At 40.4% G+C, this 25,098-nt stretch carries 25 protein-coding genes; 14 read left to right on the top strand and 11 right to left on the bottom strand.

Going from position 1 to position 25,098, the window contains the following annotated elements:
- Positions 1-25 precede the first annotated feature (25 nt).
- A complete protein-coding gene (locus FSB76_RS31095; RefSeq protein ID WP_147060503.1) occupies positions 26-808 on the top strand; it encodes a DUF6438 domain-containing protein in 783 nt (260 codons plus the stop codon).
- Here FSB76_RS31095 and FSB76_RS31090 read toward each other — a convergent pair.
- Positions 805-2,286, bottom strand: a complete 1,482-nt coding sequence (locus tag FSB76_RS31090; RefSeq protein WP_147060501.1) for a PAS domain-containing sensor histidine kinase — start codon at positions 2,284-2,286, stop codon at positions 805-807. The two genes, FSB76_RS31095 and FSB76_RS31090, sit on opposite strands and share 4 nt — an antisense overlap.
- A 182-nt stretch (positions 2,287-2,468) precedes the next feature.
- Between FSB76_RS31090 and FSB76_RS31085 the strand changes: the two genes are divergently transcribed.
- Positions 2,469-2,858: a hypothetical protein gene (locus FSB76_RS31085; protein ID WP_147060499.1), complete on the top strand. Its 390-nt coding sequence runs from the start codon at positions 2,469-2,471 to the stop codon at positions 2,856-2,858.
- Here FSB76_RS31085 and FSB76_RS31080 read toward each other — a convergent pair.
- The 3 genes from FSB76_RS31080 to FSB76_RS31070 form a co-directional block, all read right to left on the bottom strand.
- On the bottom strand, positions 2,848-3,177 hold the full coding sequence (locus FSB76_RS31080) for a hypothetical protein (protein ID WP_147060497.1): 330 nt from the start codon (positions 3,175-3,177) through the stop codon (positions 2,848-2,850). The genes FSB76_RS31085 and FSB76_RS31080 overlap by 11 nt on opposite strands.
- A 10-nt stretch (positions 3,178-3,187) precedes the next feature.
- Positions 3,188-3,658, bottom strand: a complete 471-nt coding sequence (locus FSB76_RS31075; RefSeq protein ID WP_158643022.1) for a ferritin-like domain-containing protein — start codon at positions 3,656-3,658, stop codon at positions 3,188-3,190.
- A 111-nt stretch (positions 3,659-3,769) separates the two neighbouring features.
- On the bottom strand, positions 3,770-6,373 hold the full coding sequence (locus FSB76_RS31070) for a PAS domain-containing protein (protein ID WP_147060493.1): 2,604 nt from the start codon (positions 6,371-6,373) through the stop codon (positions 3,770-3,772).
- Between the two features lie 343 nt (positions 6,374-6,716).
- Between FSB76_RS31070 and kaiC the strand changes: the two genes are divergently transcribed.
- The 6 genes from kaiC (at position 6,717) to FSB76_RS31040 (ending at position 14,711) form a co-directional block, all read left to right on the top strand.
- On the top strand, positions 6,717-8,450 hold the full coding sequence (gene kaiC / locus FSB76_RS31065) for a circadian clock protein KaiC (RefSeq protein ID WP_147060491.1): 1,734 nt from the start codon (positions 6,717-6,719) through the stop codon (positions 8,448-8,450).
- 5 nt (positions 8,451-8,455) lie between these two features.
- Positions 8,456-8,743 (top strand): circadian clock KaiB family protein, encoded by a 288-nt coding sequence (locus FSB76_RS31060; RefSeq protein ID WP_147060489.1) that lies wholly within the window; start codon positions 8,456-8,458, stop codon positions 8,741-8,743.
- 10 nt (positions 8,744-8,753) lie between these two features.
- Entirely contained in the window at positions 8,754-9,086 is a 333-nt protein-coding gene (locus tag FSB76_RS31055) for a circadian clock KaiB family protein (protein WP_147060487.1), read from the top strand.
- 1 nt (position 9,087) lies between these two features.
- Positions 9,088-10,755, top strand: a complete 1,668-nt coding sequence (locus FSB76_RS31050) for a PAS domain-containing sensor histidine kinase (RefSeq protein WP_147060485.1) — start codon at positions 9,088-9,090, stop codon at positions 10,753-10,755.
- A 302-nt stretch (positions 10,756-11,057) separates the two neighbouring features.
- Positions 11,058-11,834, top strand: a complete 777-nt coding sequence (locus FSB76_RS31045) for an enoyl-CoA hydratase/isomerase family protein (RefSeq protein WP_147060483.1) — start codon at positions 11,058-11,060, stop codon at positions 11,832-11,834.
- Positions 11,835-12,041: 207 nt separating this feature from the next.
- Entirely contained in the window at positions 12,042-14,711 is a 2,670-nt protein-coding gene (locus FSB76_RS31040; protein WP_147060481.1) for a PAS domain-containing protein, read from the top strand.
- A gap of 77 nt (positions 14,712-14,788) precedes the next feature.
- Here FSB76_RS31040 and FSB76_RS31035 read toward each other — a convergent pair whose 3' ends face one another.
- Positions 14,789-15,067, bottom strand: coding sequence for a hypothetical protein (locus FSB76_RS31035; protein WP_147060479.1), 279 nt, complete (start codon positions 15,065-15,067; stop codon positions 14,789-14,791).
- 92 nt (positions 15,068-15,159) lie between these two features.
- Here FSB76_RS31035 and FSB76_RS31030 point away from each other — a divergent pair, with 92 nt between their 5' ends.
- Together FSB76_RS31030 and tnpA are read left to right on the top strand one after the other, a co-directional pair.
- Entirely contained in the window at positions 15,160-16,842 is a 1,683-nt protein-coding gene (locus FSB76_RS31030; RefSeq protein ID WP_147060477.1) for a MutS-related protein, read from the top strand.
- A 537-nt stretch (positions 16,843-17,379) separates the two neighbouring features.
- The gene (gene tnpA / locus FSB76_RS31025) at positions 17,380-17,841 is read left to right on the top strand and encodes an IS200/IS605 family transposase (protein ID WP_147060475.1); all 462 of its coding nucleotides are present in this window, start codon (positions 17,380-17,382) and stop codon (positions 17,839-17,841) included.
- Between the two features lie 5 nt (positions 17,842-17,846).
- Here the strand turns inward: tnpA and FSB76_RS31020 are convergent, their stop codons facing one another.
- Positions 17,847-18,140, bottom strand: a complete 294-nt coding sequence (locus FSB76_RS31020) for a chaperone modulator CbpM (protein ID WP_147060473.1) — start codon at positions 18,138-18,140, stop codon at positions 17,847-17,849.
- Positions 18,141-18,145: 5 nt separating this feature from the next.
- Positions 18,146-19,051 (bottom strand): DnaJ C-terminal domain-containing protein, encoded by a 906-nt coding sequence (locus FSB76_RS31015; protein ID WP_147060471.1) that lies wholly within the window; start codon positions 19,049-19,051, stop codon positions 18,146-18,148.
- Between the two features lie 222 nt (positions 19,052-19,273).
- On the opposite strand from FSB76_RS31015, the gene FSB76_RS31010 reads away from it, so the two are divergent.
- Entirely contained in the window at positions 19,274-19,609 is a 336-nt protein-coding gene (locus FSB76_RS31010; protein ID WP_147060469.1) for a cupin domain-containing protein, read from the top strand.
- 67 nt (positions 19,610-19,676) lie between these two features.
- Positions 19,677-20,186: a GNAT family N-acetyltransferase gene (locus FSB76_RS31005; RefSeq protein WP_147060467.1), complete on the top strand. Its 510-nt coding sequence runs from the start codon at positions 19,677-19,679 to the stop codon at positions 20,184-20,186.
- On the opposite strand, the gene FSB76_RS31000 is transcribed toward FSB76_RS31005, so the two are convergent.
- Both FSB76_RS31000 and FSB76_RS30995 read right to left on the bottom strand, forming a co-directional pair.
- Entirely contained in the window at positions 20,183-20,812 is a 630-nt protein-coding gene (locus FSB76_RS31000; protein WP_147060465.1) for a chloramphenicol acetyltransferase, read from the bottom strand. The two genes, FSB76_RS31005 and FSB76_RS31000, sit on opposite strands and share 4 nt — an antisense overlap.
- Entirely contained in the window at positions 20,809-21,498 is a 690-nt protein-coding gene (locus tag FSB76_RS30995; protein ID WP_147060463.1) for an HAD family hydrolase, read from the bottom strand. The genes FSB76_RS31000 and FSB76_RS30995 overlap by 4 nt, the downstream gene beginning before the upstream one ends.
- Positions 21,499-21,662: 164 nt before the next feature.
- On the opposite strand from FSB76_RS30995, the gene FSB76_RS30990 reads away from it, so the two are divergent.
- Positions 21,663-22,043: a DUF1493 family protein gene (locus FSB76_RS30990; RefSeq protein WP_158643021.1), complete on the top strand. Its 381-nt coding sequence runs from the start codon at positions 21,663-21,665 to the stop codon at positions 22,041-22,043.
- Between the two features lie 124 nt (positions 22,044-22,167).
- On the opposite strand, the gene FSB76_RS30985 is transcribed toward FSB76_RS30990, so the two are convergent.
- Both FSB76_RS30985 and FSB76_RS30980 read right to left on the bottom strand, forming a co-directional pair.
- Positions 22,168-22,389 (bottom strand): PspC domain-containing protein, encoded by a 222-nt coding sequence (locus tag FSB76_RS30985; protein ID WP_147060461.1) that lies wholly within the window; start codon positions 22,387-22,389, stop codon positions 22,168-22,170.
- A 1-nt stretch (position 22,390) separates the two neighbouring features.
- The gene (locus tag FSB76_RS30980) at positions 22,391-23,677 is read right to left on the bottom strand and encodes a DUF2851 family protein (protein ID WP_147060459.1); all 1,287 of its coding nucleotides are present in this window, start codon (positions 23,675-23,677) and stop codon (positions 22,391-22,393) included.
- A 107-nt stretch (positions 23,678-23,784) separates the two neighbouring features.
- Here FSB76_RS30980 and FSB76_RS30975 point away from each other — a divergent pair, with 107 nt between their 5' ends.
- Positions 23,785-25,089 carry an MFS transporter gene (locus FSB76_RS30975; protein ID WP_147060457.1) on the top strand — a complete coding sequence of 435 codons (1,305 nt, stop codon included), beginning with the start codon at positions 23,785-23,787 and terminating at the stop codon, positions 25,087-25,089.
- The last annotated feature ends 9 nt before the right edge of the window (positions 25,090-25,098 follow it).

Here is a 25,098-nt window from a genome sequence, read left to right as displayed (position 1 = left end):
AATCTGCATTTCATAAGTATATTAAATGGTAAAACGCGGCTTTTTGTTATTTGCATTTGTTATTGTTTTTGGCGGATTGCACGCTCAAAAAGTACAGCTGGATTCTATCCGTTGGATTAATAAAGACCTGGGGCATCTCTATTTTCAAAAAGGCCGCGTTAACTTTAATTTTGTTGGAAACGATAAATTCAAAAGTCATTATGCCATTGTAAAAGATACCTTGATCATGACTGACATTTATACGTCAAGCGCGGATAACTTTAGGGTTAAACATAAAACCAATTTTAAATTCCTGATAAGGAACCTAACCCAAAGCCGGCTTTATATCAAAGCTATCGACTCCAACGCTGTTAAGCTGGCTGGCCCGGGCACTTATGAATTTACCAATTTTAAAAACAGTTATGATAAGGATGTTAAACTCTCGGCAATCCGCTTTTTATCGTCAACCTGTCATGGAGATTGTCCGCAGCTTGAAATCACAATTTCGGCAAATGGCGATTATCATTTAAGAGGAGGGGATTATGCCGATCCTTATAAAGGAGAGTTTACCGGAAAATTATCCAGGACTCAGCTTGATACCTTGAATTATTGGATTAAGCATGGCGAACTCAAAAAAATGTACGGCTGGCAACAACAAGACCAGGTAGTTGATGCGCCTAACTATTATTTTGAGATTGATTTTGAAAACGATAAAAAGAAACTGAGCGTGACCACTAATCAGCCGCCATTAAATATGACCGACCTGGTGCAGTTTATGTTATCGTCGTATAAAAAGTTAAAATTAACTCCTGTAAGCACAGGTCGTTAAAGTGGGATACTAAAATAAAAGGTCGAACCCGCCCCTTCGGTACTTTCAACCCAAATTTTACCCTTATGGCTTTGCACAATCTCGGCCGACAGGTAAAGCCCTATGCCGAAGCCCGAGACATTTTTTATTTTTTCACTATCTACCCGGTAAAAACGATGAAATACCTTCTTATGATCTTTTAGTTTAATGCCCACGCCCTGATCAGTAACTGCTACAGTCACCAACCCATCGGTAATGGTACTATTAACTGTAATCCTGGTGCCCTTGGCCGAGTATTTTACAGCATTGCTCAAAAAATTGCCAACAACCTGGCCCAGTTTTTCTTTATCCCCGGTAACGTTTACGATATGTGAATTATCGAAAATTATTGTATGGCTGTACGTTGACAGCAGCAACTCGGCTATGCAATCGCCTAAAAGCCTGTTCATATCAAACAATTCGGGTTTAAGCTGCAGTTTGCCCGATTCCAGCTTCGAAAGATCAAGAAAACCATGAATCAGATCGGTCATTTTATTAACCTGGTTATTGGCTTTACTTAAAGCATTATCAACAAAAGCATCATTATTTGCAGCTAATTTTTTTGCAAGTACCTGGATATATGATTTAATGGAAGTCAATGGTGTTTTTAACTCATGACTGGCCATGGCTATAAAATCATTTTTTCTTATCTCATCTCGCTTTACTTCACTTATATCAATAACTGTACCCAGCATTCTGACCGGTTTTTGCCGCTCTGCGGTAACTAATTTGCCTTTGATGCTTAACCAGTGGATGCTTCCATCGGGCCAAACTACTCTTACGTCATACGCATAAATGCCGGTTTTTACAGCCTCATTTAGGGCGTTAGTTATTACCCGCGCATCTTCGGGCAGCACCTGCTTTTGAAATGCTTCTATTGATGATAGCCTGCTGCTTGCCGGATGGCCAAGTAACTCGGCTAACTGAGGCGAACATAATCTTATTTCGTCTTTAAAATCCCAATCAAAAGTTGCAAAGCCCGTGGCTTCGGCTGCAAGGCGCAACCGGTTTTCGCTTTCTATCGCAGCTTCTTTAGCGTTTACTTCGCCGGTTATTTCGGCAATGGTATTTAAAATATAAGCAACCTTACCATCGGGGCCATTAAAAGGCACATTGCTACATGACCAATACCTCACCCGGTAATCCCCGGTTTCCGGGTCGCGGGTATCATAACGATAACTTGGGATATCAATTTTTTGCCCTGTTTGTACTACTTTGGTAAATGTTTTACGGGCGCCTGTTTCATCTTCAGGGTCATCATCATCGTCTGGAAATACCCGGAAAAAGCTTTTGCCAATAATCAGTTCGCGGGTGGCATTTGTTATGGTTAAATAGGCTTCATTAGCCGCCATAATTGTAAAATGCGGTGCATCAGCCTTTACCAACAACGAGCCCGGGGATTTTTCGAATATGATTTTGAAAATCTCATCTGGCAAAACGGGCGATAATTCGGCGGGCATTTTTATTAATTTTTGATAAACTCAGATAAAGTTAGAGTTTAAACTCAATATGGGTAATTATTAGTAATAAATTTTTTATTTAACCTTTAGGAAATAATTATGAATCGAAGAGCCTTTTTATCTGATTTTTCGTATGCTACATCTTAACTTTTTGTAGCTTTAACTAATTAAAAATACCATCCATGAAGATCAAAACCAGGGTAATTCTTTTATTAATAGTACTGTTACTTTTCGCAGGTTTTTTTTACTATCGTTTTTATTTTGTTTTTGGCGAGGGTGCGAAGGCGGGTACCATGAATTATTTTGTAAAAAAAGGATACGTGTTCAAAACGTATGAAGGCAGGCTGATACAAAACGGCATACGTACACAAGCGCAGGGCAGCATAGCTTCAAACGAATTTATGTTTTCGGTAACCGATGAAAAAGTGGCACAACAATTAAACAACAATGCCGGATCGTACCTGGAGTTACATTATAAAGAATACCTCCATACCCTGCCATGGCGGGGGGTTAGCGTGTTTGTTGTAGACAGCATCATTTCGGCTAAGCCAATAAACCCGGTTAATCCTTAAAAAGACTATCGGCTTTGCCGGAGTTAGCTTCCCTGATCTTGCTTAAATTAAAAGCCAATTGACCGCCAACATTGTTTGCTTTTATCAATCCTTTATCAAAAAGGTAATTAAGTATATCGTCGGCATTTTTTTGGTGAGTTTCGGGGTGTGTGCCTGGTTCAAGAAGGCTTAGCTTTGCGGCAACCTCACCAGCTGTTGCCTCGCCTAACTGGGCAAGTGCAAACACAACGTTATTTTGCACACATGCCGAGGCCGAATATTCGTGAGGCACATGTAAGGGTTTATACTCATCAAAAAAGGAATGATCGGAGCTATTCATAGTAAAACGGTTAAATATTTACAGCTTCACGTAATGCCTTAATAGTTCGGTGTGATGTTTTAAAACCCTCCAGCTGCCAAGCCAAAAGATTTACAACTTTATCATCTTCCCAAATAAGTTCCTTATCGTCCTGCGCTTTTCTGTATGCCTTGATGATTACATCTTCGCCGTATTCGCAATCCGCCAATATGCCCTGCCTGTCTTTATTAATAAGTACAGCTTTCAGGTTAATCCAGGTGTGATAAAATTTGCCTGATAATGTAGTTCCATCAGTTGGTTGTCCGCCTAAAAACAGTATATATTCTTTTAACTCGGTTACATTACTTTTACTTTGATCAACATATTCGTTGAAGAGCAAAACCAGGTCATTGTCTGTCGAATCGTCCGACGCTTTCTGATAACCGGCAATGCGGTCGTTATTTATTTTGATCAGATCGTTAAGTGCCGAGATCTGATGCTGGATATGTTGTAATACTCCCATGGCTATATATATATTATATAAACACAACATTATATGGGAGTTAATGTTTCAGTTTTTGTATCACGCAGTTGTATTAGATGTCAAAACCTTTTGTTAGTCAAAAGGTAAAATTTATTGCTCATTCCCCTCAACGGGTAAAGCAAAACAAAAAGTAGATCCTTTTCCTTCAACGCTGTTTACCCACATTCGGCCACCTTCACGTTTAATTATTTCCGACGAGATATATAATCCTAATCCCAAACCGGGGAAGGTATGTTGCTTGTCGCCACTAACTCTGTAAAATTGTTCAAATACCCTGTCTTTTTTATTATCGGGTATGCCTATGCCAAAATCCTGCACACAAGCAATAGCTTCGTTGTTTTTTAACCGGGTGCTTATAATTATCTGATCAGTATGTGGCGAATATTTTATCGCGTTAGTTATCAGGTTGGTGATTACCTGACTTATGCGGTCTTTATCCGAGTAAATATGGCCGGTTTCGGTAAAATCTGCCACCAGCTTATGCTTTTTTGTGGTGTGCTGCAAATCATCCATCGTTTCTTTTACTGCCTGGTTAAAATCAAACCATACTTTATTAAATTGTAACCTGCCCGAGTTTATTTTGGTAACATCCAGCAAATCGCCTATTAAATTAGTAAGCCGGTTTACCTGGGCATCCATTCTTGCTACCATTTCGGCCTTTTTTGTTTCTCCCTCCCGGGTAAGCATTGCACCCAGCACCTGCGCGTAAGCTTTTATGCTGGTTACCGGCGTTTTCAACTCATGACTTGCGATGCCTAAAAAATCGTCTTTTTGACGCTGTAGTTGCTTTTGCTCATCTATATCAGTATTGGTGCCAAACCATTTCACAATCTTTCCGTCGTTAACAAAAGGCAAGGCCTGTGCAAGGTGCCATTTATAAACCCGGTTTTTATCGAGCAATCTAAACTCGTATTGGTATATGTTTCCGGTTTTAACAGATAATGTCCAGGCGGCTACACATCCCTCGGTATCTTCGGGATGTACCAGGCTTAGCCACGATGTACCAATTAGCTGTTCCTGGCCTGTTCCAAAATAGTCTGTAGTGCGCCGGTTTACATAATCAATATCACCATCGGCACTGGCTGTCCATAATTGTACAGGCATAAAATCGGTAACAAACTCAAACTGCCTGATTTGTTCGTTCAGTTCTTGCCTGTCGGCAATTTCGCGGCGCATATCGCGCGCTATTGTTGCGCGGCCTTGCGGTTTACCGGTAACCGAATCATAAACCAGCATGGTGGTTCCGTAAACAGGGATTGCCTCGCCAGTTTCAAAATGTCTAAAATTGATCTCGCCCGACCATTTGCCATCTTTCATCAGGCCCTTGTTTACGTTATTGGCCAATTTAACTAATTCCGACTGTACTAAATATTCGCTATTATGTCGCTCAAGTTCCTGCTGGCTTTTTATGCCTAACATAAGCCTCCCCGCAGCATTAACATAACTTACATTGCCATCCAGATCGGACAGGCTTACAAAATCAGAGCTGTGATCAATCAGTGTTAATAATTTGTATTGTTCATTATAGGCATTCTTTTCGGGCCTCAGATCGCGGGCAACGGTTGCCATACCAATAGGTTTATCTGTAAAGCCATCATTGATACTAAACGAATTGATGTATACAGGTATAGCTTCGCCTGTTTCAAAATGCCTGTATCTTATCTCGCCGCTCCATTCACCGTTTTGCTGTATAGCAGGTAATATTTTATTGGTTACAATTTGCCTGTCATTTTCATGAAAATAAGCAAGGCCTGATGTTGGTGCTTCCGCATCATTATTTATACCCAATAAATTGATACCTGCCTTATTTATATAAGTAACATCGGCAGAATCGCCGCTGAGTACAATGGTATCGGCGGTGTTTTCAACCAGCGCTATCAACTTTCGTTGCTCTTGTCTATCTAATTGCTCGCGGGTAACGTCTATTATGATGCCGGCAAAACGCCAAAGCTGGTTATCCAGTCCGAAATAAGCCTTGCCTTTACATTGAATCCAATGCTTCAGGCTCCCATCCCGGTTTATTGTTCTGAATGTTATATCGTAATTACCGTCAGACAGCGGATTGTACGCATTCTGGACAGCCTCCCTAACCCTAAACTCATCTTCAGGATGGATGTGCCTGAAAATATCGTTATACGTTACTTCCTCGCCTGCCAAAAAACCACACAATTCTTTGCAGCGGTCGTCCCAAATCACAATTTGTTGGGGTGGATAAAGATCCCAGGTGCCTATTTCGGCAGCGTGTAAGGTAAATTGTTTACGTTCTTCGCTTTCTTTTAATTTTAGGCGGGTTAATACCAGTTCCGTAACATCTGCAGCCGTATTTAAAACTCCCCAAACCTGGCCGTTGCTATTCTTTATCGGCGTAAATACAAAATTAAAGTAAAATGTTTCAAGGCTTCCATTTACAACAATATCAACCCGCGCTTCTGTTGCCTCGTAAGCTACCCCTGTATGGTAAACATTATTAAGAATATCAAAAACGGGCTGTGTTTTTAGCTCTGGCAATAAATCAAAATAACGTTTGCCAACAACATCATCGCCTTTTGCAAATATTTTGATAATGGATTTGTTGGCAATTTTTATCACCATATCTTGCCCTATATATAAACCAACCGGGCTTGGCGACTCTTCTATGAGGATACGAAAGATATTTTCGTTATTTAGGAAACTTTGTTCTGTAGTGTTGGTCATTTACCTGGAAAAGTGTATAAATATAGTCCTTTAATTTACATGGTGATAAACTAAATACGCAGCCTTATGTTTTATTGGATTGCGAAAACATATTGCCGAATAACATCTGTAAGTTAGTTATTTTCAGTAGCGTGAATCTTGTTTTATCAAAAGATTACTTATCGTACTATTGCTATAAATGGTTATAGCTAAGCCACTATAATACCATATTCACCGCGTAAAAAGTAACTACAATCTAACAAATAAATTTCTGTCAATAAAACAAATTGGCTCTGTATTGCATTATTAACCAATTAAATTGCAGATACGTTGATAGCACGTATAAAGTAAAACGTTATTCACAATGAGTAAAGTAAAAAAAGAAGAAAAGCCAAATTTCCCCTCGTTACCTAAAAGTCAAACGGGTATAACAGGTTTAGATGAAATAACCGGTGGCGGGCTACCCCAGGGCAGACCAACGCTAATATGCGGCGAAGCGGGCTGCGGTAAAACGCTAATGTCGCTTGAGTTTATCGTTCGCGGTGCAACAGAGTTTAATGAACCTGGAATTTTTATGGCGTTTGAGGAAAAGGCCGAGGAATTGGCTATGAATGTAGCTTCGTTAGGTTTTGATCTGAATAAGCTGCAAACTGATAATATGGTAAAAATTGATCATGTTCATATTGACCGTAGCGAGATTGAAGAAACCGGCGAATATGACCTGGAAGGGCTGTTTATAAGGCTGGGCTATTCTATTGATTCAATTGGTGCAAAAAGGGTAGTGTTAGATACACTTGAGAATTTATTTTCGGGCTTAACAGATCAAACTATACTTCGTGCAGAACTGCGCCGGCTATTTAACTTTTTAAAAAGTAAAGGTGTTACAGCCATAATAACCGGCGAAAAAGGTGAAGGACCATCTTTAACCCGGCAGGGCCTGGAAGAGTATGTTTCTGACTGCGTTATCCTGCTTGACCATCGCGTTATCAATCAAATTTCTACCCGCAGATTAAGGGTAATTAAATACCGCGGCTCGCAACATGGAACTAACGAATATCCTTTTTTAATTGACGAGGATGGAATTTCGGTATTGCCGGTTACGTCTTTAAAACTGGGAAAAGACGTATCGTCGCAAAGAGTATCTTCTGGTATTCCGGCACTTGATAGTATGCTTGGCGGGCATGGTTTTTTTAAAGGTAGCAGTATTTTGGTATCGGGCACAGCTGGTACCGGCAAAACCAGCATAGCGGCATACTTTGCCAATGAAACGTGTAATGGTGGCAAAAGATGCCTGTATTTTGCTTTCGAGGAGTCGCCAAAACAAATTATCAGGAATATGAAATCTATCAATGTGGATATGCAAAAACACGTTGACAATAACCTGCTGCAATTTTATGCATCAAGACCCACCTTATATGGCCTTGAAATGCATCTGGTAGCTATTTATAAACTCATTAAAAGATTTAAACCCGCTGCCGTTATTCTCGATCCAATAACCAACCTTATCACCGTTGGCTCGGTAAGCGAAGTGAAATCGATGCTGATAAGGCTGATAGATTTTTTGCAGGAGGAACAAATTACGGTAATGTTTACGGCGCTAACCCTTAATACAATTATAAGCGACCAAACCGACGAAGGTGTATCCTCGCTTGTTGATGCCTGGCTGTTGGTGCGCGATATTGAGTACAACGGTGAACGGAACAGGGGAATGTATATCATGAAATCTCGTGGAATGAAACATAGTAACCAGGTGCGTGAATTTGTTATTACCGATAACGGGCTGGACCTGGTTGATGTATACCTTGGGCCTGAAGGCGTACTTACCGGATCGGCGCGTGAAGCCGAGAAACTAAAAGAAAAAACCGGGCTTGCGCTAAGAGATTTCGCCGTATCGCGTAAAGACAAAGAGATTATGCGTAAACGAATGATGCTGGAATCAAAAATAAACAGCTTAAAGGCCGAATTTGAATCGGTTGAAGATGAGCTGAATAAAATTTATTTGGAGGAAGAATTAAAGCAGCAGATAATAGAGAAAAACCGGGAAGAGATTACGAGGATGCGCAGGGGTACTACTGGTGCTGATAAAAATAAAAGTTAAATGCAATGGAAGACGAAACAGTAAAATATGAATTGAGGTTGTACGTTGCCGGTAAAACAGCCAAATCTGTAGCAGCACTTGCCAACCTTAAAAAATATTGCGAAGAATATTTAAAAGACCAGTATACCATTGAGGTAATAGATTTGTTGGTACAACCCCAACTTGCAGAGGGCGACCAAATATTTGCAATACCCACCCTGGTAAGAAAGGTGCCTGAGCCTATCAGGAAAATAATTGGCGATTTATCCAACGAAGAAAAAGTGCTGGTAGGTTTAAATATCAGGCCACGCTAAAAAAAATATAATGTCTGAACAAGATCAACTGCCACCTTTGGCCCGGAATTTAAACCTTGATGATGGGAGTGTTTTTCAGTTACGCTTGTTTGTAGCCGGAGCCTCGCCAAATTCAACGCGCGCTATATCCAATTTAAAGGGTATTTGCGAACAGTATTTGACCGGCAAATATGAATTGGAGATTATAGATGTTTACCAACAACCGTTAATTGCCGAAAGTGAACAGATTATTGCCCTGCCGCTGCTAATTAAAAAGGCGCCGGGTACCGAGCGCAGGTTAATAGGCGATATGAGTAATGTCGCCAGGGTACTTCGTGGCCTTGGTTTATATACTGATTATTAATATGAATCCTGCTAAATTAACATACGACGAGTTATTAAAAGGCTTTCGGGAGCTTCAGTTTCAGTTGGATGAAGCCAATGATACTATTGATGCTATACGGAATGGACAGGTTGACGCACTTATTGTTAAAGATGATACCGGTCATCAATTATATACGCTTAAAACGGCCGACCAGACGTACCGTGTTTTTATCGAAAAAATGAACGAGGGGGCCGTCACCCTGAACACGGAAGGTATAATCCTTTACAGCAATTCGCGTTTTGCAACGATGATGAATATGCCTTTAGAGCGGGTAATTGGATTAAGGTTTGAAACTTTTATTCCCGAAATTTCTGCAGAAAGGTTTAATTACATGATTAATAATGGCTGGGAAGAAGATTGCAAAGGGGAGATATTGTTAGTAGATAAAAATGGCCATTTAACCCCTTGTTTACTGTCATGTACAACGCTCAGTCTCGACGAAGGGCTGTCACTTAGTTTGATTCTCACCGATTTAACGACGCAAAAAGAAGCCGAATGGGAACTCAAAGTAAAAAATGATCAGCTTGTTGCGGCACAGGCAGAAACCAAAAAACTGAATAACGAACTTGAGGATACAGTAAAAGAGCGTACCAAAGACCTGCTGATAAGCAGGGAGCATTTTAAACTGCTAAGCGATAATATTCCGCAGATGAGCTGGACAAACCTGCCCGACGGCGAAATTGATTTTTTTAACCAGCAATGGTATAATTACACAGGTTTACGATTTACCGAGACCGCAGGTTGGGGTTGGCAACGCGTAGTCCATCCGGATGATCTGGCGGTAACTATAGATAAATATGTGCACTCATTGAAAACGGGAGCTGTTTTTGAAGTAGAAAACCGTTATCTGCGCTGGGACGGAAAATACCGCTGGCATTTAAACAGGGCTATGCCATTGAAGGGTGATAACGGCGAAATTGTTTTTTGGGTAGGCACTGCTACTGATATTGAAGATCAGAAACAGGAAATGGAGCGCAAAGATGAATTTATAGGCGTGGCCAGCCATGAACTTAAAACACCGCTAACCAGCTTAAAAGGCTACATTCAGCTCATCAGTGGCTATAACAAGGAACACGTGCCGCCGGTTGTTAAACAATATATTGAAAAAGCCGGGATTGCTGTGAATAAATTACAGCGCCTGGTAAATGATTTACTCGATGTAAGCAAAATACACGCGGGAAGGCTTGAATACGCTATAGAAGAAGTTCACCTGCGCGATTTGGTTGCAACATCTCTGGAGAACGCCCAGCACATGTATCCCCAGCATGAGTTTGAAAACCAGGCGACTGCCCCTTTTAAAATTACAGGTAATGCTGAAAGATTGGAACAGGTGGTTATGAATTTTATAAACAATGCTGTGAAATACTCGCAGCTAAACAAAAAGATAATTATCAAAACCGAAGCTAATGACAGCATCGTGCGCCTATCCGTCACCGATTTTGGAATCGGGTTATCTGCCGGGCAGATTGAGCGTATTTTTGAACGCTTTTACCGGGTTGAAGACCAAAAATTCATGGCCAGCGGTCTCGGCATGGGGCTTTATATTAGTACCGAGATTATAAATAATCATAATGGCAAAATAGGGGTAGAGAGCGAATTGGGCAAAGGTGCAACCTTTTATTTTGAATTGCCAATTATAGTAGGGTAAACATATCTAATAGCTAATGTAAGGGCCTTATAGCGTCGGGGCAGACATAAGCATCAAACAATATATCAGTTTAATGTTAACCATGTTTTAAATATAAAATATTGATTATTAAATTTTTATAAAAAAAACCTCTGAAATGTGTTAAGTTATGTTAACCCAATTAGATGCGTTTGTGTAGCCAATTATAGCATCAGGTTTGGCCTTCAAATTATTTTAGGCTAAAATTGCAGTTAAATAAAATACTTCTGATATTGGAGGTGTGTTGATTTGGTTAACAAATCACAATTTATATACCTATAAACATGTCGGCCATCGATAACGGAAATGTATCAAGCATAACAAGTACCAATGGTACGGCTACCATTAGTTTCTATCACCCGTCCCAAAATTCCCTTCCGTCTCATTTGCTGCAAAAACTTACCAAGAGCATTCAGGACGCAGTTGCCGATGACGCTGTGAAAATTATTGTATTAAAAAGCGGGGGCGATCGTACATTTTGTGCCGGTGCCAGCTTTGATGAACTGATGCAGATAAAGGATAAGGAACAAGGTCGCAAATTTTTTACGGGCTTTGCCGATGTGATAAATGCGTGCCGTAAATCTACCAAAATAGTTATTTGCCGTGTGCAGGGGAAGGCCGTTGGGGGCGGGGTAGGCCTTGCCGCCGCTGCCGATTATTGCCTGGCTACTCAATTTGCTGCAATAAAGCTAAGTGAGCTTGCCATCGGGATAGGGCCGTTTGTAATTTCGCCGGCTGTGGTGCGCAAAGTTGGCTTGGCCGCATTTTCGCAGTTAACTCTCCGGGCAACTGAATTCCAAACCGCGCAATGGGCAAAAGAAAAAGGCTTGTACAACGAAGTTTATGAGGATATAGCCGCTCTCGATTTTGCCGTTGATGAATTGGTGAACAAACTTGTGTCATATAATCCCGTGGCCTTAGCTGCCCTAAAAAAGCTATTGTGGGAAGGAACCAACGATTGGGATTCGCTATTAGCTGATAGGGCGGCTATTAGCGGCGAATTGGTATTGTCTGATTTTACCCAGCAAGCACTTCATTCTTTTTCTAACCCAAAAAAATAAATTGCTGGCGGTCTAACCAATAACGTTGAGTTTTTTTTGTCTATTAATCAAGATGGTTGTTACCAATTGAACCCATCGCCCAATAAAATTAGCTTTAGACTCATTTTATCATAACTTTATCACGATAAATTTACAACCCAAACCGTATCCTGATAAAAGCGAAATATTTTGGTAAATTATATAGCTTGCAGGAATATTTTATTTTAAATGTACCATCCTCAAAAAAGCAGATTTATAACCCTTGTAAGCTTGTTCACCATATTGGCAGGTGTATTGGTTGTATGCGGATGGCTTTTGAATATTGATGCACTTAAAACACTTGTTCCTCAATATGTAGCAGTAAAATTCAGCACTGCACTTTGCCTTAGTTTCCTGGGCTTAGCTACTTTATTATTACAACAACCGCCAAAAAAACATGTCAGCCCTGTTGTTATTGCGCTATCATTAATCGTTGCATTAATTGGGTTGTTTGGGCTGCTGCAATATCTGTTGCAGTTTCATATCGCTACCGATAAATTATTTGTTAAGGGTAACGATATCATAACCGGTGCCAACTACACCTATAATAGCTACACAACTATAAATTCCTCCATTTGTACTTTATTGTTGGGTTTTGCCTTTTTGCTTATAGTAACTAAGCGAAGGAAAATGCAACTAATGGGGCAATATATGTTGCATGCTGTTACCCTTATTTCAACAGTTGCTATTATCGGTTATTTATACGGTTTATCTCTCTTTTATAACTTCAGCTATGTAAGCTCTATGCCGGTGCCTACGGCGTTATTGTTTTTTGGAATTTCGATAGCCGCTTCGCTTTTACATCCTCAATATGGCCTTACTAATTTGTTTACCGGTAACAGGGTGGGTAATCAAATGGCACGTAAGTTATTTTTACCATTGGAGCTGATATTTATTGTTTTAGGTTTCCTGAGGTTTAAAACGCAGTATAACCACCTGGTTACACTTGAGGTTAGCATATATATGCTAACACTCATTATGCTTGGCATTTGCCTTACCGTAGTTGCTGTTACTGCAATATGGCTTAACCGCATCGATGAAAAACGTTCTGCCGCAGAAAATGAAGTTATTTCCATTAACAGTTCGCTTGAAAAAAGGGTGGCAGAACGATCCGTTGAACTAACGGCGCTTGTAGATAAGCTGGGTGAAAGTGAACGCCGGTACCGCCTGCTTATTGAACACGCTTCAGATGCTATATATGTACTTAATTTCGAAAATAATTTTACCGAAGTTAATGCCAGCATGTGCAAAATGACAGGCTATGCGCGCGAAGAGCTTTTGCAGCTCAATTTAATAAATTTGCTTGAGCCCGAGCATCTGAAAGCTGACCCCATCATATTACGCCCGGATGAGTTGACCGAAGCTACTATTAAAGAACGCCGCTTTTTGAAGAAAGACGGTACTGTTTTCGACGTAGAAGTAAACGTAAAAAAGTTCTCAGATGACCGTATTTTGGTTATAGCACGTGACATTACCGCCCGTAAAGCAATGGAAACTGAACTACGCCTTGCCGAGCTGAAATTCAGAACACTGGCCGAAAAATCAATGGTGGGCATTTACATTATTCAAAAAGGCAGATTTACCTATGTAAACCCACGTTTTGCCCAGGTTTTTGGTTATAGCCAGGATGAACTTGTTAATGCCCCATCTGCAGCAATGGTTGTTAGCGAGCAACACAGGGACATCGCCATAGAGCACATCCGCGCACGCTTAGAAGGAGAGATTGACAGTATTGATTACGAGGCAATAGGCCAACGGGCCGATGGGTCATTAAACTGGGTAGAGTTTTATGGTAACATGGTGACGATTAATGGCGAGCCCACCATTATTGGATCGATGATAGACATAACGGAACGAAAAGAGGCCGAGGAGCTACTACGCCAATCTGAACTGAAATATAAATTGCTATTTGACAGCAACCCATTGCCTATGTGGATGATATCGAAAGATGATCTTTCGATAATTGCAGCAAATAAGGCCGCATCAAGGCATTACGGATATACTATTGATGAGTTTTTACAGATGAATGCCAGGGATATTAGAATTGAAGAAGATTGGAGCGCATTGGTTGATAGTTTTAATAAAAACACTTCAGACTCGGGAGATCAGGGTATTTTTAAGCACCAAAAGAAAGATGGATCTGTAATTAATGTTCAGATCATTACCCAGGATATTGTATTTAATGGTCGGCCGGTACGGCTATCATTAGCAAATGATATTACCGAAAAAATTAAATCGGAAGAGTTACTGCGAAAATCGGAAGCCAACTTGCAAACAATTTTAAATACCACCGATTCTGCTTATGCGCTGTTTGATAAAAATCTGCGTGTACTGGCATATAACACAATGGCAGCCAGGCTTGTAAAAACGCAATATGCTATAGGGCAGGAGGAAGCTCATTTGCCGCCAGATTATTTTCCCATTGAGCGGTTTCCGCAGTTTGAAAAATTTGCCGGCCAGGTATTAACCGGGCATCATGTAAATTATGAAATTGATTACCGGCAGCCCAATGGTGATATGACGTGGTATCACGTGAGGCTATTGCCAATTATAGACAGCAATGACCTGATATTAGGGCTGATGATATCGCTTTATGACATTACCGAAAGAAAAAATGCCGAAAGCGACTTGAAAGCTGCTTATGAGCGAATTCATGATCAAATAAATCGCATAAAAACAATGGCATGGAAACAATCTCATTTTATGCGCAGCCCTGTAGCCAATTTAAAAGGACTTGCGGCAATGCTTAAAGATGACCCGGGTGATGCTACCGCTTTATCGTATATTATGGTAGAACTTGATCGCCTGGATACCGTAATAATTGAAATGGCAAATGATGCAGCCATTCACGAGGATTAAATGGATTTACTATTCAAAATAAACACCCATCCGGCGTCCCGGAATAGGCGTTTATTTTGAATGTTATCATTTACGTATTACCAGCGGCGGTGGCCATAAAATGGCCTGTAATATGCCCTGTGGTAGTATGGCCTGCAATAGCTTCGGGATGCGTAGTATCGTGGTCTTCCGTAATAAACACTGCGGTCGTAGTAAACGGGTTCGGCGTAGTATGGGCGATAATCGTCGGCCACGATAACCCTGTGATGCGGATAACCATATCCAAAAGATGCACCAATAGAGATACTTTGAGCTTTGGCAAATTGAAATGAAAATAATATAACCAGGGTTACTATCGAAATTTTAATCAGTTTCATCGCTTTAAAAATTTATTAGTTAATAACTTTGTTTACATTTATATTGACTGGAAAATAAACCACGGGTTTAAATCTTTTTTATTCTTTTAAGCATGTATTACATCATTTTTACGGTACTAATTTTGTCTATTGTACTAACAATTTCATACATAGTATCTTACTTTGGAAAATTACGGGCTAAAGAGAAAAACCTGGAGAAAATCAAAAACAAATGGGCCAAACCGGTAAACTCACGGCGCAATTTTGATTTGATAAAAATTTACCTTGATGCAGATTCGGCCGCGGGCAAATTAACAGCGGTAACCGCAGATGACCTTGACCTTAAAAATGTTTTTAACTATATAGACAGAACTAACTCGAAACCAGGAAAGCAATTGCTATATAAGAGATTGCATTTCCCGGAAACATCACTTGATAATTTATTAAAGCTTGATGCCAAGGTAACATCACTGAACGCGGATGCACCCAACCGCGAATTTTTGGAACTCGAGCTTTCAAAGCTCGGCCATAGTAATGCCTATCAAATTCCCAACTTGTTTTTAAAAATTCATGCGCCGCTATTTGCGCCTGTAATGGCTTTGTATGTTAAAATTGTGCCGTATTTAATTTTAGCAGCGCTTGTATCACTTATTGTTATACCTAATCCCGTTAGCCTGATTATATTGGGAGTGTTGTTAGGTTACAATACTATATTTCATTTTGCAAGCAAAAAGAAAACAGCCGAATATTCTGATTCGTTACCCCAACTGTTAATAATGCACAAAGTGGCGGTTTGGTTAGTTAAATACGCGGATATTGGCGATACCAGCGACATCAAAAAATGCCTCCTAAACCTGGCTGGTTTAAAACGATCATTAAGTATTGTGAATTTTGAAAGTGAGCTGGTTGTTGATTCTGGGTCTCCGGGTTATGCGGTATTCCAGCTTTTTAAAGTGCTTTTTCTGCTCGAGCCGCATATTTATACCAATTCGATAAACCAAATTGGCAAATTTCGTGATGACATCGAAAAGGTATATAACTTTGTTGCCGAAATTGATGTGCTGATAGCCATACAATCGGTAAGGGAAGGTTTGCCATTTTATAACAAGCCCGAATTTATTAGCAAGGATGCAAAAATGGAAATTACAGACCTATTCCACCCGTTGGTGGATAGATGCGTGCCTAATTCCTTGTATACACGGGCAGATAAAGGAGCATTGATAACCGGTTCAAACATGTCGGGCAAAACAACATTTATTAAGGCAATAGCAATAAATACTTTATTGGCCCAAACTATATTTACCAGCTGCGCCAAGGCTTATAAAGCCCCATTTTTAAAAATACAAACCAGTATTAAAATAACAGATAGTATTGAAGAGCAGCAAAGCTTTTTCCAGGCACAGGCATTGGCCATATTAAATATCGTTGACAGCAGCAGTGCTGCCGAAGAAATTAAAAGCCTGGTTATTATAGATGAAATTTTTAGAGGTACAAATACCATTGAACGGATTGCGGCCGCAAAATCGGTATTATCATATATCACTGCTAATGATAATTTTGTTTTTGTATCTACCCATGACCTTGAACTGGCCGAATTACTGGATGAAGATTTTGCCATTTACTCGTTTGTAGATTCCAAATCGGGCAAGACGCTGGTATTCGACTACAAATTGAAAGAAGGCCTGCTTAAAAGCAAAAATGGAATAGCCATATTGGCATCTATGGGCTATCCGGAGTCTGTAATTGATGACGCCAATATCGTAAGCGAACGCATGATGTTGAAGTACATGGAGTAACGTATGTCTGTCAAGTGGCGTACCTACGGCACGCAAGGCCCTTCCTTTTGTTATCTACCGACATTTGACTCCTACGGAGTTATTTTGCATGGTTGATTAAAAATTAGCCCTTATGTGGGTTACTTGGGATGTGTAATTGATTATGCTCACATTGTAAGCGAAGGTACGATGTTGAGGTATATAGAGTAGGTAACGTTAACTGGAAGTACCGGCAGCAAGTATAATCCCTCTTTTTTCGCCGACGTTATACTCCTAATGAGTTATTTTGCATGCGCAGATTCGATTCTTATACTATGTAAATCAGATAGTGACCCCATCGGGGTCTGATGTCGGTAGAAAATAGAGGAGGACTTTTGCGTGCCGTAGGTACGCTATTTACAAACTTTTTAAAAACGATATCAATTACTTCACGCTTTTGTTTGTGATTTTTTTGTATCATTATAAAGCGATAAGCAACCCCTACGGGTCTAATGTCGGTAAAAGAAGGATAAACAAAGGTTTGCGTGCCGTAGGTACGCCACTTAAAACATCAAAATAATGGCCAATACCTATACCCAAATTCATATTCAATGCGTTATTGCTGTAAAATTCAGGCAGTCGCTCATCAAATCAACATGGAAAGAGGAATTGCATAAATATATTACCGGAATTATTAAAAACAACGGCCATAAGATGATAAGCATCAATAGCATGCCAGATCACCTACACTTATTTTTCGGTTTCAGGCCGACCCAATCATTATCAGACTTGATGAAAATGGTAAAGGGTTCATCATCTGAATGGATTAATGAAGAGAAATTTAATAATTCCCCATTCAAATGGCAGGAAGGTTATGGGGCGTTTTCTTATTCCCGGTCTCAGATTAAAAAAGTTGCTTTATATATCGAAAATCAGGAAGAACATCATCGGCATAAAAACTTTTTAGAAGAGTATAAGCAATTTCTTGACCATTTTGAAGTAGATTACGATGAAAAATATATTTTCAAGCCGTTAGAATAAGCAAATTACTCTCCTTCATACATCTTCAGCTTATTACGCAAGCCACGCATATTCTCCTGCATTTGTTCAATCCTGTCAAGCATATGGGTTATAGCCTCAATGCCGGCGATATTGATATCTAACTCGTGCAAACTAATTATTTTCTGAAGTTTTTTTAATTCCGATTCAGGGATAAATATGGTTTGGTCAACTTCTTTAACATCAACAAGCCCTGCTTGCTGCAACGAATTTATAAACGTAAACTCCACGTTATGATAAATACAAAATTCGTTGACTGTAATTAGATTCTCCGTTTTCATAATAATCAGGATTTTGACAGTTCTTCAAACAGTTGCTTTTGTTTGTCGGTAAGGTTGGTTGGTATTTTTATATTATAGGTAAGATATAAGTCGCCAAACTCATTCTCTTTTTTATAAACCGGCATACCCTTGCCTTTCAGTTTTACCTTGGTACCATTTTGAGTTTCGGGCTTTACTTTAACTTTTACTTTTCCGGTTGGTGTTTCGGCCATAATCTCGCCGCCTAATACAGCAGTATATAAATCAAGATCAATGGTATTATAAAGGTTGGCTCCATCCCGCTTAAAACGGGCATCCGCCGGAATATTAAATTTAATAAACAGGTCGCCGGCAGGGCCTCCATTTACACCCGTGCCGCCATGGCCGGCTATTTTAATGGTTTGGCCATTTTCAATGCCAGCCGGAATTGTAATACGTATATTTTTTCCGTTAACCGTAAGCGTTTGCTTATGTGTTTGTAAAGTATCCTGCAGGTTCAATTGAAATTCGGCATTTAAATCCTGGCCACGGTAACCTGTGCGGCGTCCGCCACCTGCACTACCGGCACCACCAAACATCGATTGGAAGAAATCAGAAAAATCTTCGCCACCGCCAAAGCCTCCTCCAAATCCTTCGAAACCGCCCGACCCACCACTACTACGTTGCCTGTTTTGTTGCTGCCTGGTTTGTTGTTCATATGCTTCACCATGCTGCCAGTTTTCGCCGTATTTGTCGTACTTTTTGCGTTTTTCGGGATCGCTCAATACTTCATTAGCTTCGTTTATTTCCTGAAATTTTTTATTTGCTTCGGCGTCGTTGGGATTTAGGTCGGGATGATATTTGCGGGCCAGCTTGCGGTACGCATTTTTAACGTCTTTGTCCGAAGCAGCCTTGTCTATTCCTAATATTTTATAGTAATCAATAAAAGCCATGATGGGGTGATGTGTAACTTATCTAATAACTGCATAAAGATAAGATGGTTTTCAAATATTGCGGCATTATAAACGGTCAACATTTGGTTATAAATTTAGTTAATCACATGGTGTTTTTACTCCATTCACAGTCCTGACAAAACGTGAGAATTGTTTTACCCGGTAGACAACAGCAATTGAATAAAAGATACAAAGTTTAAAATAGTAGTGTAAATTTGATGCATGCAAAACCAATTTTTCCACCTGTTTAGCGATATTCAAACCAAAGAGATTGCGCCCGGCTATTTTTCAAAACTAATCCATACTAATTCTAACACCATCAATTTTATTGAAGTAAAGGCAGGGATATCTTTACCGATGCATAAACACGTACACGAACAGTATTCGTTTGTGCTGGAAGGCAAATTTGAACTTACAGTTGATGGCATTCCGCAGGTATTAGATCCCGGAATGTTTGCAATTATCCCATCAAATATTGTGCATGGCGGTACCGCTGTAACTGATTGCAAACTGATTGATATTTTTAGCCCGGCCCGCGAGGACTATAAATTGTTGTAAACGGTTAATTTTTGTTAGGGATTTATTGCTGTAAATACTAAGTTTGCCCTCCCAAAAACAAAATACTATGCCAATAACCAAAGCAACGCTTGCCGATGTAGCCGAACTAAATATATTGATTAACAGTGCCTACCGGGGCGAAGAATCAAAAAAAGGCTGGACTACAGAAACCGACCTGGTTGGCGGTATCAGGATTGATGAGCCGATGTTGATTGATTACCTGAATAACGATGCCATCACCATTTTAAAGTATACCAGCACCGACGGTAACATCATAGGCACAGTATACCTTGAAGTTAAGGGGGATAAGTTATACCTTGGGATGTTTAGCGTATCGCCGGCGCTGCAAAACGGGGGAGTAGGCCGCGCTTTAATAGAGGAGGCTGAAGTAATTGCAAAGCAACTTGGCCTGCATACAATCAGCATGACGGTAATACGGAGCCGTAAGGAGTTGGTTGGCTGGTATGAGCGGCGTGGTTACGCATTCACGGGCGAAATTCAACCATTTCATGATCACGGCAGGTTTGGAGCACCAAAAGAACCGATAGAACTTATTGTAATGGAAAAAACGGTTTAAAGGCCGTTATTCATTAACTGCTGAAAACTATCAATAAACTGCCCAACGTGTAAGCCATCTACCAGGGCATGATGTACGTGTATAGATACAGACATTGATCTTTTTCCATCCTGATGTAGTGTCATTTTACCAAAAGAGATTTTTGGGCAGCTATCTTCAATACAAAACATCCGGGCATGAGATAAACTGGTGAAATCAATCCAGGGTAATGACGAAAAACGGATGATATTGGTGGCCGAAGAACGTATCAGCTCATTGGATTGTTGCACCTGCTCAACCTCTTGATTGGCGGTAACTATAAATTCATCAAATGAAGACGCGTATGGAAACGATCCGAAACCAAATGTGCCATTTGCACGCCCAACGGTCGATCCTCCGTCTATCTGATCATGGATGTATACATCATCGCCTTCAATACGGTAGGTAAATTCGGCTATCTTTTGCGCAGCAGTTAAGGCGAGGTACATGGTATATAAAAAGAAGGATACCTTTCGCTCTTTGGCAAAAACATAGGCGGCTGTACAATCCATAGTTACGGTTACGCCGTAATATGGCTCGTCAAATTGCTTAAAGAAAAGGAAATGTTCTTTACGTAGCCAGTTATCAAGATCTAATTTTTTCTTCATCTTTTTACCGATGATAAGATATCGGCGAGCTTATCGGCCTGCATGAATTTTTCATGACTTAAACTTGTCTCCACATGCTCATGCGCCCAGGTGGTATGGTATGGCACATGTATGGCATAGCCACCAATATTCAACACCGGCATTACATCTGATTTAAGGGAATTACCCACCATCATAAACTCTTCTGGTTGGATATCCAGGTGTTTTATCAATTTAATATAATCATCTTCTTTTTTATCGCTCATGATCTCGATATGGTGAAAATAATGCGACAGGCCCGATTTTTTTAGTTTACGTTCCTGGTCAAGCAAATCGCCTTTTGTGGCTACCACCAGGCGATAATCAGTTTTTAGCGTTGATAAAACGTGCTCCACGCCATCCAGCAGTTCAATAGGCTCATTGAGCATCTCCCGTCCATATTGTAAAATAATGTTTATGGTATCAATACCGATCTTGTTATCTGATATTTTTAATGCGGCTTCAATCATGCTCAGTATGTAACCTTTTATCCCATAACCGTAAAGGGGCAGGTTATCAACTTCCACCTTAAAAAGCTCTTTTGAAATATCATGTTCGGGCAAAAAGTCCTCCAGCAGGCTGCAAAACTTTCTCTCTGTATTCTGAAAATAAGGTTCATTGACCCAAAGGGTATCGTCGGCATCAAAAGCAATAACTTTTAATTTCATGGTAATTGGTAAACTGATTGCAATAATAACAATACCCTGTTAAATATTCATCGAAAAGTATACTAAGCACAATTGAAAACGTTTTAATATTTCGGTAACCTTTTTAAAAAAAACTGGTCTCCATGATGCAACCTTTGTTTTTAAAACAACGTCCTATAACCAACATGATCAAAACTATTCAATTAATGGAAGAGATACTGCCCCCTTTAAAAGAATTTATTGTTGATTATTGCAGCCGCTACAAAATTCGCAGTGTAGACCCCGGCAGCCTTTGCCTTGAAACCAGCCTGGATCTCGACCTTGATATTTTTGATATAGAAATAGACCTTTTCCTGGCGGATTTTACCGATCAGTTTAAAATAGACCAATCTAAATTTACCTGGTACAAATATGGATATCCCAAAGGTTCAACGCGGGTAAGGATGATAAAAATGGTATTTGGCTATAACAGCACCTGGGTAAAACAACTTGCGCATTACTGTTACAAACCCAAGTTTAAAGTACGCAATTTGCAGGATGCTGTAATAACCGGAATGTTGGTGTAAGTACCTAAACTTAATACGTTATTTGTTTTTACGTTGACGATGAAGCTATCATCAAGCCCCGGTGAAGTAATAAGATTAATAAAAGATTGGCAAGTCAGCTACTTCTATTTTCAAAAAAATCCTGTTAAAGATCAGTAGCCCTGGTGTGGGTACGCTTTACGAATTTACGGATATCAAGCACGATGCCTGCGAAGAAATAAAATATAAGTGGAAAGCCAACCGCTAAAAAGGAGGAATAAATAAAAAACAACCGGATTTTGGCTATCGAAACGTTAAACTTTTCGCCCAGGTACGTACATACACCAAAGGAGTAGCGTTCAAAAAAAGTTAATATTCTTTGTAGCATTTCAGCTGAGCTTTAATATTTTATTACCAACGCCGCACTGCAGGCATTTCTTGTAATTACAATAGTTGTTTTTTAGTTCGATTAGCGCCTGCGATTCAAATGCATTAGTAATTTTCACCCCTAAGTTAACAAAATCTGCGGTAATATTGTTCTTTTCGGCCGGCAAATTTTCTAAAAGTTTTAGCGCGCGGCTAATATAATATTGCTGCTGATGATGTTTGCCATAGCTAAACAAGAACAGGGCAAGGGTATTAATAAGCAATACATCAACCGAAGCCGCTCCCATAACTTTAGGCAATGGTTTTGAAGGAACATCAAACCGATAGTGATTGTCCCAATACTCATTTGTTTTAATAGATGCAAACAGGTTGCGTAAGGCATCTATATCTTTTATCTCCAATATTTTCGAGAATAGGTGATTGGCGCTAACAATAAGCGCTGCAAATTGGGCAAGCCTGATGGTTGGGAAATTGGGCGGCCTTAAGCGCATAAATTTCCATAAATGGTTTTCTATCGGGTTTAGGCTGTATTTCTTTCGCAGGTAATCATATTCCTTTTTTAGTTTAACAGGATAGTCATCCTTCAGGTCGCCCTCTAAAAAACCTGCCTGGCCAAATATGAGCGCTTCAATTTGCATCGGGTTATTTTTGTTTTTGGCCAATGTAAGCTGCGGCAACGATTTTGCCAGCAGTTCAAAAGGCAGGGCATTTGTTTTAAACCCAAAATTGGCGGCTAAAAACTGGTAAAACGTTTCCTCCCAATCGCCACGGTTAATGGCAAGGGCAGCTATTACTGCAGCCGATTTTTTTTCCAGCCGTTCCACCAAAACACGGGTAAGCCAGTTGTGCATAATTAAACCGTCCACTGTACCGATGCTGGCTTCGCACGGTATAATAGTTTGGTTGCCGAATATCATCTGGTGATAACGGCCATATAATTCGGCCGGAACCCTGTTGTTTAGTTGCAGGGTAGGTACTGTTCGCCCGTTGTTTAGTTTTAATGGCAAATCGTTGTTGTAAACAACATGCAAAATCACATTATTGTAAGCCTCATCGGTGGTATGTCCGTGCTTTTGCCAATCGGAAGCCGAAAGGTGCACTTCCACATTGCCAGCCCAAAGCGTTTCTCCAATTTTAATCCTGGCATTATGAAAATCGGGGCCCGAATCGCTGTTATGAATACCAGTTGAAAATATCTCCAGCGTTTCGCCATCTTCCGTTCGCAGATCTGAACGGTCAAACAAGCGGAATTTCCATACATAATGCAAAAAATCTTCAGTAAAAAGCATGCTTTAAATATAGTGAGTAGTTGATTTAGTTAGATTAGGCTGATTAAGTTTTTTGTGCGCTAATTTGATTATAGTACATTTATGCGTTTATCTTTTTTAAGCAAAATATGACTAATACATCCCAAGTTACCGTCAAAACAACAGGCGGCCGTATCAAATCAATAATTGGCGGCTCGTTAGGCAATTTGGTTGAATGGTATGATTGGTATGTGTACTCGGCATTTTCACTTTATTTTTCAAGCTCTTTTTTCCCAAAAGGCGACCAGACAGCCCAACTATTAAATACTGCGGGTGTATTTGCGCTCGGCTTTTTGATGAGGCCGATAGGCGGGTGGCTAATGGGTACCTATGCCGATAAACATGGCCGCAAAAAGGCGCTTACAGTATCCGTTCTGCTCATGAGCCTTGGCTCGCTTATTATTACCATAACGCCAGGTTATAAAACTATTGGCGTTGCAGCGCCGCTGCTGCTGGTATTGGCCAGGGTTATACAGGGCTTAAGCGTGGGCGGCGAATATGGCACAAGCGCGACTTATTTAAGCGAGATGGCTGGCCGCAAGCACCGGGGTTTTTATTCCAGCTTTCAATATGTAACCCTCATTATGGGGCAGTTGCTTGCCCTGGGCTTATTGGTTTTACTGCAAAGGATATTTTTAACTGAGCAACAGTTACATGACTGGGGTTGGCGCATTGCCTTCGGCATTGGAGCTTTTTTGGCTGTGATTACCATGTACCTGCGCCGTAGTTTACAGGAGTCAGCTTCCTTTTCCAAAGAAAAAGAAAAAACCAGCACAACAAACGGCACTATTGCCGAACTTGCCAAACACCCGAAGGCTGTGCTTACAGTGATAGGCCTTACAGCAGGCGGTACATTGGCATTTTACACTTTTACAACCTATATGCAAAAATTCCTGGTAGATACATCGGGTTTCAGCAAGGCCGAAGCCACCTTAATTTCGAGCCTTACGTTGCTGGTGTTTATGCTTATACAGCCGCTATTTGGTTTGCTGTCTGACAATATAGGGCGCAAACCTTTGCTAATAGGTTTTGGCATTTTAGGTACAATAACAACTATCCCGATACTCACATTGCTGGGAGACACAAAAGACGGCTGGATTGCCTTCGGCCTTATTTTGGCCGCGCTTATTATCGTAAGCGGGTATACATCAATTAACGCTGTGGTAAAAGCCGAACTTTTCCCAGCAAATATCCGTGCGCTTGGTGTTGGTTTTCCGTATGCCATAGCGGTATCTATATTTGGCGGCTCGGCCGAATACATTGCTTTAGGCTTTAAAACAGCGCATCACGCCCAATGGTTTTACTGGTACGTAACCGTGTGTATCGCTTTATCGCTGGTGCTTTACGTTACCATGAGGGATACCCGCAAACACTCGAAGATGGAGGAGGATTGATTGATTTGA

The organism is Mucilaginibacter ginsenosidivorax (genome assembly GCF_007971525.1).
Taxonomy (GTDB): domain Bacteria; phylum Bacteroidota; class Bacteroidia; order Sphingobacteriales; family Sphingobacteriaceae; genus Mucilaginibacter; species Mucilaginibacter ginsenosidivorax.
Note: the sequence above shows the minus strand (reverse complement) of the source record. Positions and strands in the feature narration are given on the sequence as shown.